The organism is Methylobacterium sp. UNCCL125, from assembly GCF_900116795.1.
GTDB lineage: Bacteria > Pseudomonadota > Alphaproteobacteria > Rhizobiales > Beijerinckiaceae > Methylobacterium > Methylobacterium fujisawaense.
In genome coordinates, this window is record NZ_FPBW01000069.1 from 1 (window position 1) to 8299 (window position 8299).

8 protein-coding genes and 1 pseudogene are annotated in these 8299 nt (G+C 72.7%); 6 read left to right on the forward strand and 3 right to left on the reverse strand.

Annotated elements, in window-relative coordinates; all coding sequences use genetic code 11:
* Positions 1 to 180 (forward strand): annotated as a pseudogene (locus BM396_RS33600) (hypothetical protein); the annotation flags it as partial.
* A gap of 205 nt (positions 181 to 385) precedes the next feature.
* Here BM396_RS33600 and BM396_RS31435 read toward each other — a convergent pair.
* Positions 386 to 727: a phasin family protein gene (locus BM396_RS31435; RefSeq protein ID WP_043354355.1), complete on the reverse strand. Its 342-nt coding sequence runs from the start codon at positions 725 to 727 to the stop codon at positions 386 to 388.
* A 500-nt stretch (positions 728 to 1227) separates the two neighbouring features.
* Between BM396_RS31435 and BM396_RS31440 the strand changes: the two genes are divergently transcribed.
* The 3 genes from BM396_RS31440 to BM396_RS31450 all read left to right on the forward strand — a co-directional run bounded on the left by BM396_RS31440 (position 1228) and on the right by BM396_RS31450 (position 4639).
* Positions 1228 to 3147 carry a heavy metal translocating P-type ATPase gene (locus BM396_RS31440; protein WP_043388207.1) on the forward strand — a complete coding sequence of 640 codons (1920 nt, stop codon included), beginning with the start codon at positions 1228 to 1230 and terminating at the stop codon, positions 3145 to 3147.
* Between the two features lie 100 nt (positions 3148 to 3247).
* Complete coding sequence (locus BM396_RS31445) at positions 3248 to 4060, forward strand: universal stress protein (protein WP_043388206.1); 813 nt, start codon at positions 3248 to 3250, stop codon at positions 4058 to 4060.
* Positions 4061 to 4234: 174 nt separating this feature from the next.
* Positions 4235 to 4639, forward strand: a complete 405-nt coding sequence (locus BM396_RS31450; RefSeq protein WP_043388204.1) for a BLUF domain-containing protein — start codon at positions 4235 to 4237, stop codon at positions 4637 to 4639.
* Positions 4640 to 4682: 43 nt separating this feature from the next.
* Here BM396_RS31450 and BM396_RS32495 read toward each other — a convergent pair whose 3' ends face one another.
* Positions 4683 to 4919: a hypothetical protein gene (locus tag BM396_RS32495; protein WP_043354346.1), complete on the reverse strand. Its 237-nt coding sequence runs from the start codon at positions 4917 to 4919 to the stop codon at positions 4683 to 4685.
* Positions 4920 to 4935: 16 nt separating this feature from the next.
* Positions 4936 to 5796: a universal stress protein gene (locus BM396_RS31455; RefSeq protein ID WP_043388201.1), complete on the reverse strand. Its 861-nt coding sequence runs from the start codon at positions 5794 to 5796 to the stop codon at positions 4936 to 4938.
* A gap of 268 nt (positions 5797 to 6064) precedes the next feature.
* On the opposite strand from BM396_RS31455, the gene BM396_RS31460 reads away from it, so the two are divergent.
* Together BM396_RS31460 and fixJ are read left to right on the forward strand one after the other, a co-directional pair.
* Positions 6065 to 7615, forward strand: coding sequence for a PAS domain-containing sensor histidine kinase (locus BM396_RS31460; RefSeq protein ID WP_081948865.1), 1551 nt, complete (start codon positions 6065 to 6067; stop codon positions 7613 to 7615).
* Positions 7605 to 8213 carry a response regulator FixJ gene (gene fixJ, locus BM396_RS31465; protein WP_043388199.1) on the forward strand — a complete coding sequence of 203 codons (609 nt, stop codon included), beginning with the start codon at positions 7605 to 7607 and terminating at the stop codon, positions 8211 to 8213. Before BM396_RS31460 ends, fixJ begins: the two co-directional genes overlap by 11 nt.
* The last annotated feature ends 86 nt before the right edge of the window (positions 8214 to 8299 follow it).

Below are 8299 nucleotides of genomic sequence, written 5' to 3' on the forward strand. Positions count from 1 at the left end.
ATCACCGGACACCCCGACCCCGCCATCCGCGCCCGGGCCCGCGCCGCCGGGATCCCGCTGGTCGACAAGCCCCTCGCCTTCGACGCGCTCCTCGGGCTCCTCGCCCCGGACGCCGCCCGAGACACCGCCCGAGAGGCCGCCCCGGCGCCACGCCCCGCGCCCCTCCCCCAGCCGGCCTGACCACACCCGGCGGAAACCAGACCGGCCAGAGCGAAATACGGCGCGCATCGGGCCGGCGCGCGAACACCCGGCGGAGGGCGGAACGGGTCGGCTGACCGACCTGCGGCCCGTCCTGCCACCCCCATCATGCCGCCCCCGTCCTGCCCCCACCGCAGCAGAAGCCATCGAGACGGGCGCGCTCGGAATGGCGCGGCGGTCCGGCCCCTCAGGCCGCCTTGGACACCCCCTCGGCGGAGGCCGCCTCGACGACCTCGTGCGACAGCGTGCGCGCCTCCGCTTGGTAGTCGGCCATGCTTCTGGTCAGGAACGCCGTCTGAAGCTCGAACGCATCCTTGAGCGAGCCGCATCGGGTGAGCGCCGCCAGATGGTCCGCCTGGGCCTGGAGACGGCAGCCCGTGAAGCGCACCGTCTCCGTGGCGATGCGCAGCGGCAGATCGACGGCAAAGGCGCGCCAGGCGCCGAAGCCTGTACCCAGGCCGGCCTTGATGGACTCCATCGGGTCGGTGGACGACGGTGCCTGAAGAGGCGTCACGGTCTCAGAAGCCATCGGGATCTCCTGTCTCGACATCCGGGCCACGAATGAAGTTCCGGTACGATCCGCATTGATTCAGATCAATATCTCAAATCCAATACAAATATTCGCTCAGATATTATTGAGAAAAACCCGACCGGACAGGTCGGACGCCGCCGGACGCGCCGCCCCGCGACCCGATCCAAGGCTCGGCGCCAGTTCCGGATCTCTCGGGCATCGCAGGCCGCGGCCCGTCCGCGCCCGGGACTCGGCCCTCGCTCCCCCGCTCCGGTCGCGAAGGGAGAAGCCGACGCGACGCGTCGAGAGCCGGACCGAGCCCGCGATGCCCAACGGATTCACCGTCGTCCGCAGCCCCGTCCCGGTCGGAGCGCCGGCATCGCGGGGGCCGGAACCTGGCGTGGTCCCGCCCCACGGGCCTGAGCCCGGCCCGGTTCGACGGGGACGGTTTGATCCAACGCAAGGCCCGCGAGCCAGGCGGGCCCTAGCTCGGCGGCGCGGACGGAGGCACCCTCGACATGGCCACGGCGGCGGTAGGCTCAACCGGAACAGGATGGTCGGCCGCCGAGTGGGGGACGCGGGTGCGAAGGTGGCTGGCCGTCCTGCCGCTGGCGGGCCTCAGCGCGGGCCTCCTGGCGCAGGCGCTCGGGCGTCCGGATTTCGCGACGGCGGCCTGGGCGTTCGCAACCCTGGCGGTCCTGGCCGTCCTCCTGACGCAGGTCGTGACGAGCTTGGCGCGCGGCGATGTCGGGCTGGACCTCGTTGCCCTTCTCTCGATGGGCGGCGCCCTCCTCCTGGGTCAGACGCTGGCCGGTGCCGTCATCGCCCTGATGTACGCGGGCGGCCAGTCGCTGGAGGCCTATGCCACGGGCCGGGCCGGGGCGGCGATGACGGCGCTGATCGCGCGCCAGCCGCGCACCGCCCTGCGCGAGGAGGGCGGTGTGTTGCAGGAGGTCGCCCTCGCGGCGCTGGTCCCGGGGGACCGGATCCTGGTCCGTGTCGGTGACGTCGTGCCGGTGGACGGGTGGGTCGCGGCGGGCCGGGCGGTGCTCGACCGGTCGAGCCTGACCGGCGAGGCGCTTCCGGTCACCCTCAAGGCGAACGAGCCCGTGCTCAGCGGCACGGTGAATGCCGGCACGCCGTTCACCCTCTTGGCGGAGCGACCCGCGGCCGAGAGCACCTATGCCGGGATCGTCCGCCTGGTCGAGGCCGCCCGGGCCCAGAAGGCGCCGATGGCGCGGTTGGCGGACCGCTACGGGCTCGGATTCCTCGCCCTCACGCTGGCTTTGGCCGGCGGCGCCTGGGCCGCCACGGGCGACCCGATCCGGGCCCTGGCGGTGCTGGTCGTCGCCACGCCGTGCCCGCTGATCCTGGCGGTGCCCGTCGCCCTCGTCTCGGGACTGTCGCGCGCGGCCGGCATCGGCGTGCTGATCAAGGGCGGCGGCGCGCTGGAGATGCTCGCCCAGGTGCGGGTCCTGGTGATCGACAAGACCGGCACCCTGACCCGCGGCTCCGCCCGGCTCGCCGCCCTGCGAACCCTCGGCGCGCACGGGGAGGCCGAGGTCCTGCGCCTCGCGGCGTCCGTCGATCAGGCCTCGGGCCACCCGGTGGCGCGGGCCCTCGTCGAGGAGGCCCGGGGGCGCGGCCTGATCCTTCCGCAGCCCTCGATGGTCGCGGAATCCCCCGGCGAGGGGGCGAGCGGCCGGGTGGAGGGGCGGCTCGTCATCGTCGGAGGCGCGCGCCTGATGCGCCGGCACGGCATCGTCTTCCCGCCGGCGGCCGGCCCCCGACAGGCCGCGGCGGCGGCATCGACGGTCCTGGTCGCCGTCGACGGCACGCCGGCCGCGGTCCTGGACTTCGCGGACCCGCTGCGGACGGATGGCGGCCGGGCGCTCATGGACCTTCGCGCCTGCGGGATCACGCGCGTGGTGCTCGCGACCGGCGACCGGCGCGGCGTCGCCGAGGCGCTCGTCGCCGGGCTGCCCGTGGACGCCATCGTGGCCGACCTCGATCCGGCGGCCAAGACCGGCACCGTGGCCGCCGAGCGTCGGAACGGCCCCGTGATGATGGTGGGCGACGGGGTCAACGACGCGCCCGCGCTGGCGGCGGCCGATCTCGGCGTGGCCCTCGGCGCCCGGGGCGCGGCGGCGGCCGCCGAGGCGGCCGACGTCGTCCTGCTGGTGGACAGCCTGGCGCCGCTGCCGCAGGCGATCCACATCGCGAAGCGCGCCCGCGCCATCGCCCTCCAGAGCGTGTGGATCGGCCTCGGCCTGTCCCTCGCCGGCATGGTTGCGGCGGCGCTGGGCCATCTCTCGCCGCTTCAGGGGGCGCTCCTTCAGGAGGCCATCGACGTCGCGGTGATCCTCAACGCCATGCGCGTGCTCGGCGGCCCCCGGGACGGGCGCGAGCCGACGGCGGAGGCCGTGGGCCATCCCTGACGCCCGCCGGCAACCGGCGGGCTTGCGCTGGATCAAGGTGGCCCCTCGCGGCTCCAGCGAGGCTCCCCGCGTCGGCATCGACGCGGGCCGGAGCTGAGCCATGGACTACGCCAACATCCTCGTTTCCGCCGACCTCGGCGAAGCGGCGCTGGACCGGATGCGCCTCGCCGCCGGCCTCGCCCGGCGCTTCGCGGCGACGCTCACGGGCGCGGCGGCCCATCCGGTGCCGGCCCCCCTCCTGGTCCGCGATGTCTACGATGCCGTCGCGCAGGAGCAACGCAACACGGCACAGGTCCAAACCATCCTCGAACAGGCGCAGGCCCTGTTCCGGCGTGCCGAGACCGAGGGGATCGGCACGGACTGGCGCGCCGGCTTCGCGGACGCCGTCACGCACGTCATCGAGACGGCCCGCGCCGCGGACCTCGTGGTCCTGAGCCGGCGGGGACCGGGCGACGCGGATCCGGGACCGCTCGGCGTGCCGCCCGGGCCCGTCCTCATGGAGGCCGGCAGGCCGGTCCTGGTGGTGCCGCCGGGGCTCGCGAGCCTGACGGGGTCGCGCATCGTTATCGCGTGGCGGGACGGTCCCGCAGCGCGGCGGGCCGTGTCGGCGGCTTTGCCATTCCTGCGGGCGGCGGACCGGGTCCACGTGGCGACCGTCGGCGCCGACGCCCGGCCCGACGGTGCGGACGACGTGGCCGGCCACCTCGCGCGGCACGGCGCGCACGTCGCCGTCCATCACCTGCAAACGGAGGAGGATGCCGGCTCGGAGATCCTGCGGTTCGCCCTGCGGCAGGATGCGGATCTGATCGTCACGGGCGCCTACGGCCATTCCCGGTTGCGGGAATGGATGTTCGGCGGCGTCACGCGCGATCTCCTGGAACGCTCCCCACGCTGCTGCCTGATGAGCCACTGAGCCCGCGCTTCGTCGGGGCCGCCGTTCGCAGGCTGGACGAGCGCTTCCCGATCGCGGGCGTCGAACGGCACCATCCCGCGGCGCCCGCGTTCCGGTCCGATCCGTGCGACGAGGCCAGGCTCGCCGGCCCGGACGCGTCAGGGTCGCGCTGGGCGGCGGCAGGGAGGCAGAGCCATGGACAGTCGGCTTCTCTACGTCAGCCGGCGGACATCCTCCGAGGCCGACGTCCGGAACATCGTCGAGACGTCTCTGTCCCGGAACGCCCGGCTCCGGGTCACGGGAGCCCTCGTGGCGTCGCGCACCCGGTTCGCACAGATCCTGGAGGGGCCGCGTCCCGCGGTCGATGCCCTGATGGACAGCATCCGTCGCGACCCGCGCCATACGGAGGTGGCGGTGCTGCTGTACGACGACATCGACCGGCGGCGCTTCGCCGACTGGAGCCTCGCCTATTCCGGCGCCTCCGTTTACGTCGACAGGCTGATCGCAGCCCTGACCGCGCGTGCCCCGGCGCAGCCGGACCCGGCCGACCTGCGCCGCCTGATCCAGGCCATCGAGGAACTCGCGCGGGCCCGGCTCTGACACCCCCGCACGGGCCGGGGAGCCGACGGCGCCCGCGGGGCCATCATTCGACGAAGCCCCATCCGGCCTCGAGGGCGCGGCGCTCCTCCTCGGTCAACGGGTTGGCCCAATCGGGCGCGTTCGGCGCCCGCACCGGCGGCACTGCCTCGACGGGTTCGGGGCGCACCGGCGGCACCGCCTCCGCGGCTTCGGGGCGCGCCGGGGCGCCACGGGGCGGCGGCTCACGCTTGCGCGTCGGCCCGGTGGTCGTGCCGCTCCGGGCTGTTGGTCGCTTGCGCATCGCCGACCCCCTAGATTCAATGGGACAGGAACAGCGGCACGGGGCTGTTCCGCAGGAGCGAGCGGGTGACCCCGCCCAGGAAGAACTCCCGCTTGGGGGAATGCCGGTAGGCTCCCATCACGACCAGGTCGGCGCGGAACAGGCCGGCCTGGCTGCGCAGGGTCTCGGCGATGCCGTCCCCCTTCGGCAGGTCGTTGACGACGACGTTCACGCCGTGCCGCGCGAGGTGGGGCGCGAACTCGGCCCCGGGGACGGCCTCGTGGATCTCCGCGTCGTCGCAGACCGAGACGACCTCGATCGCTTCGGCGGCGCGCAGGAACGGCAGGGCATCGTTGGCGGCCCGCGCCGCCTGCGCGCTGCCGTCCCAGGCGACGATGATCCGCCGTGCGGCGAAGGCGTCGCGGCCCGGCGGCACCGCGATGACCGGCCGCCCGCTCTCGAAGAGCGCCCGCTCGATGGTCTCGCGATCGAGGTCGAACCGTCGCGGTCCCGCGTCCAGGACCGTGAGGTCGTGCAGGCGCGCCTGCGTGGCCAGCCGGGTCACGACGTCCGGGTAGGTCAGCCCCGGCGCCTCCGTCGTGCAGACAACGCCGACCTGGGCCGCATCGCCGGCCGCACGCTCCGCGATGGAGCGCGCCAGCGCGTCGAGACGGCGGTCCACGAGGGCCTCGCCCACGTAGTCGAACTCGCCGAGCCACGCGTCGTCGCCCGTGAGGCGCCAGGAGGCCGACTGCACGGTGAGGTGCGCATTGGCCGCCTTGGCCAGCGTCAGCCCGTAGCCGATCGCCGCGATGGGGGGATCGAACTCGCCCTCCACGGTCGTGCCGACGAGGACGTCGCGGATGCCCGCGAGTGGGGAGCGGGAGGGGCTGGACATGGAGCGTCTCCGATTCGTGCCGGCCCCATGGTTCGTCCCGTCGCGGCTGGGCAGCCTTGATCCACCTCAAGCGGCCCACGATGCGGAGTGTTCAATTTCGCACATTCGCCCGACGGGATCGTCTATATTCGACCAACAACACTGCCATAAGGCTGTTCACTGATTCCAAAATGCAGTAATTTTTGGTTGTCATGGCGCAACCGATTGGAAGTTCGGGACGGATGCGTTTTCATCGTCGCGGCCCGCAGGACCTCTCCGGGTGCAAGCGATGACGAACCCCGTCGACGCGCCCGGCCACCCTCGCGACGATGCCACCGCTCAGACCGGCGACGACCTGCGGTTGACGCTCGACGAGGTGGGCATCTGCATCTGGTCGCTGGACATCGTGACCGGTCGCGCCACGGTGTCGCCGACCTGTGCCCGCCTGTTCGGCGTCCCGGCCGAACGATTGACCACCTTCGCCGCCTCACAGGCCCTCGTGCATCCGGAGGACCGTCCAGCCCGCGCGGAGGCCATCGAGAGAGCCGTGCGGGAGGGGGGCAGCTACGAGGTCGATTACCGCGTCCTGCGCCCCGACGGGCATGTCTGCTGGCTGCGCTCGCGCGGCCGGGTGCAACTCGACCCGGAACGCAGCCCCTTCCGGCTCCGCGGGGTCGTGCTCAATATCGACGAGCAGAAGCGGGCCGAGGTCGACCTGCGGGCCCGCGAGGCTCACCTGCGCTCGATCCTCGACACCGTGCCGGAGGCCATGGTCGTCATCGACGAGGCAGGCCGGATCCATTGGTTCAGCGCGGCGGCCGAGCGTCTCTTCGGCTACGCGGCCGACGAGGCGGTCGGGCGGAACGTCCGCATCCTGATGCCGGAGCCGATGCGGAGCGAGCACGACGCCTACCTCGACCGCTACCGGCGGACCGGCGAGCGCCGCATCATCGGCACCAACAGGGTCGTGACCGGCCTGAGGCGGGACGGCTCCACCTTCCCGATGGAGCTGGCCATCGGCGAGATGCGCGCGGGCGAGCAGGTCTTCTTCACCGGGTTCATCAACGACCTGACCGAGCAACGCCGCACGCAGGCCCGTCTCGAGGAACTCCAGGCGGAGCTGGTCCACATGTCCCGCCTCAGCGAGATGGGCGAGATGGCTTCGACGCTGGCCCACGAGTTGAACCAGCCGCTCGGGGCCATCAGCAACTATACCAAGGGCTGCAAGCGCCTTCTGGCGCATCCCAGTCCCGAGAACGTCGCCAAGACGGTGGAGGTGCTCGATAAGGCCGCGGAGCAGGCCTTGCGGGCGGGACAAATCATCCGGCGCCTGCGCGAGTTCGTCACCCGCGGCGAGACCGAGAAGCGGGTCGAGCCCGTCGCGAGCCTGATCGAGGAGGCCAGCACGCTGGCCCTGGTCGGGGCCCGGGAGCAAGGCGTTGTCGCGCGCGTGCACGTGGATCCGAGGGTCACGTCCGTCCTGGCCGACCGCGTTCAGGTTCAGCAGGTCCTGATCAACCTGATGCGCAACGCCCGCGAGGCCATGCAGCAGGGGCACCGGCGCGAATTGCGCGTCGAGGCCTGCCCCGCGGGAACGGACCACGTCGAGATTGCCGTCGTGGACACCGGGCCGGGCATCTCGGACGCGGTGGCGGACCGGCTGTTCCAACCCTTTGTCACCACCAAGGCGAGCGGGATGGGCGTCGGGCTCTCGATCTGCCGCACCATCGTCGAGGCTCATGGCGGCCGCCTATGGGTCGAGCGCAACGAGGCCGGCGGGGCAACCTTCCGGCTGACGCTGCCGGCCGCGCACGATGGAGACCTCGGTCATGCCAGCTAGCCTTGTGCACGTGGTCGACGACGACCCGGCCATGCGGGACTCGGTCGGCTTCCTGCTCGGCACCGAAGGCTTCGAGGTGCGGCTCTACGAGACTGCGACCGACTTTCTCCAACGGCTCGTCGAGCCGGCAGCGGGCTGCGTCCTGACCGATATCCGCATGCCCGGTCTCAACGGCCTGGAGTTGCTCCGCCGCCTGCGGGCATCCGGCCACAAGCTTCCGGTTATCATGATGACCGGGCACGGGGACGTCCCGCTCGCGGTGGAGGCGATGAAGCTCGGCGCCTGCGACTTCATCGAGAAGCCGTTCGACGACGAGACCCTCCTGCAGGCGCTGCGCTCCGCCCTGGAACGCAACGGCGCGGCCGAGGCGGTCGATCCGACGCTGCGGGAGTTCGTCCGGCGGGTCGGCACCCTGAGCGAGCGCGAGCGGCAGGTCCTCGACCAGCTGGTCGCCGGCGGCACCAGCAAGGAGATCGGCCGCACGCTCGACATCAGTCCGCGCACCGTCGAGATCTACCGGGCGAAGCTTATGGCCAAGACGCAGGCCGGCACCCTGCAGGAGCTGGTGCGCTGGGCGGTGCTGGCGGGCCTGGCCTGAGCCGGCCTTGAGGCAGGTCAAGGCCGGGATCCGGATCGCGCCCCATCCTGGCGGTCCCGAACCCGGACCGGCACCCCGCCGACGAA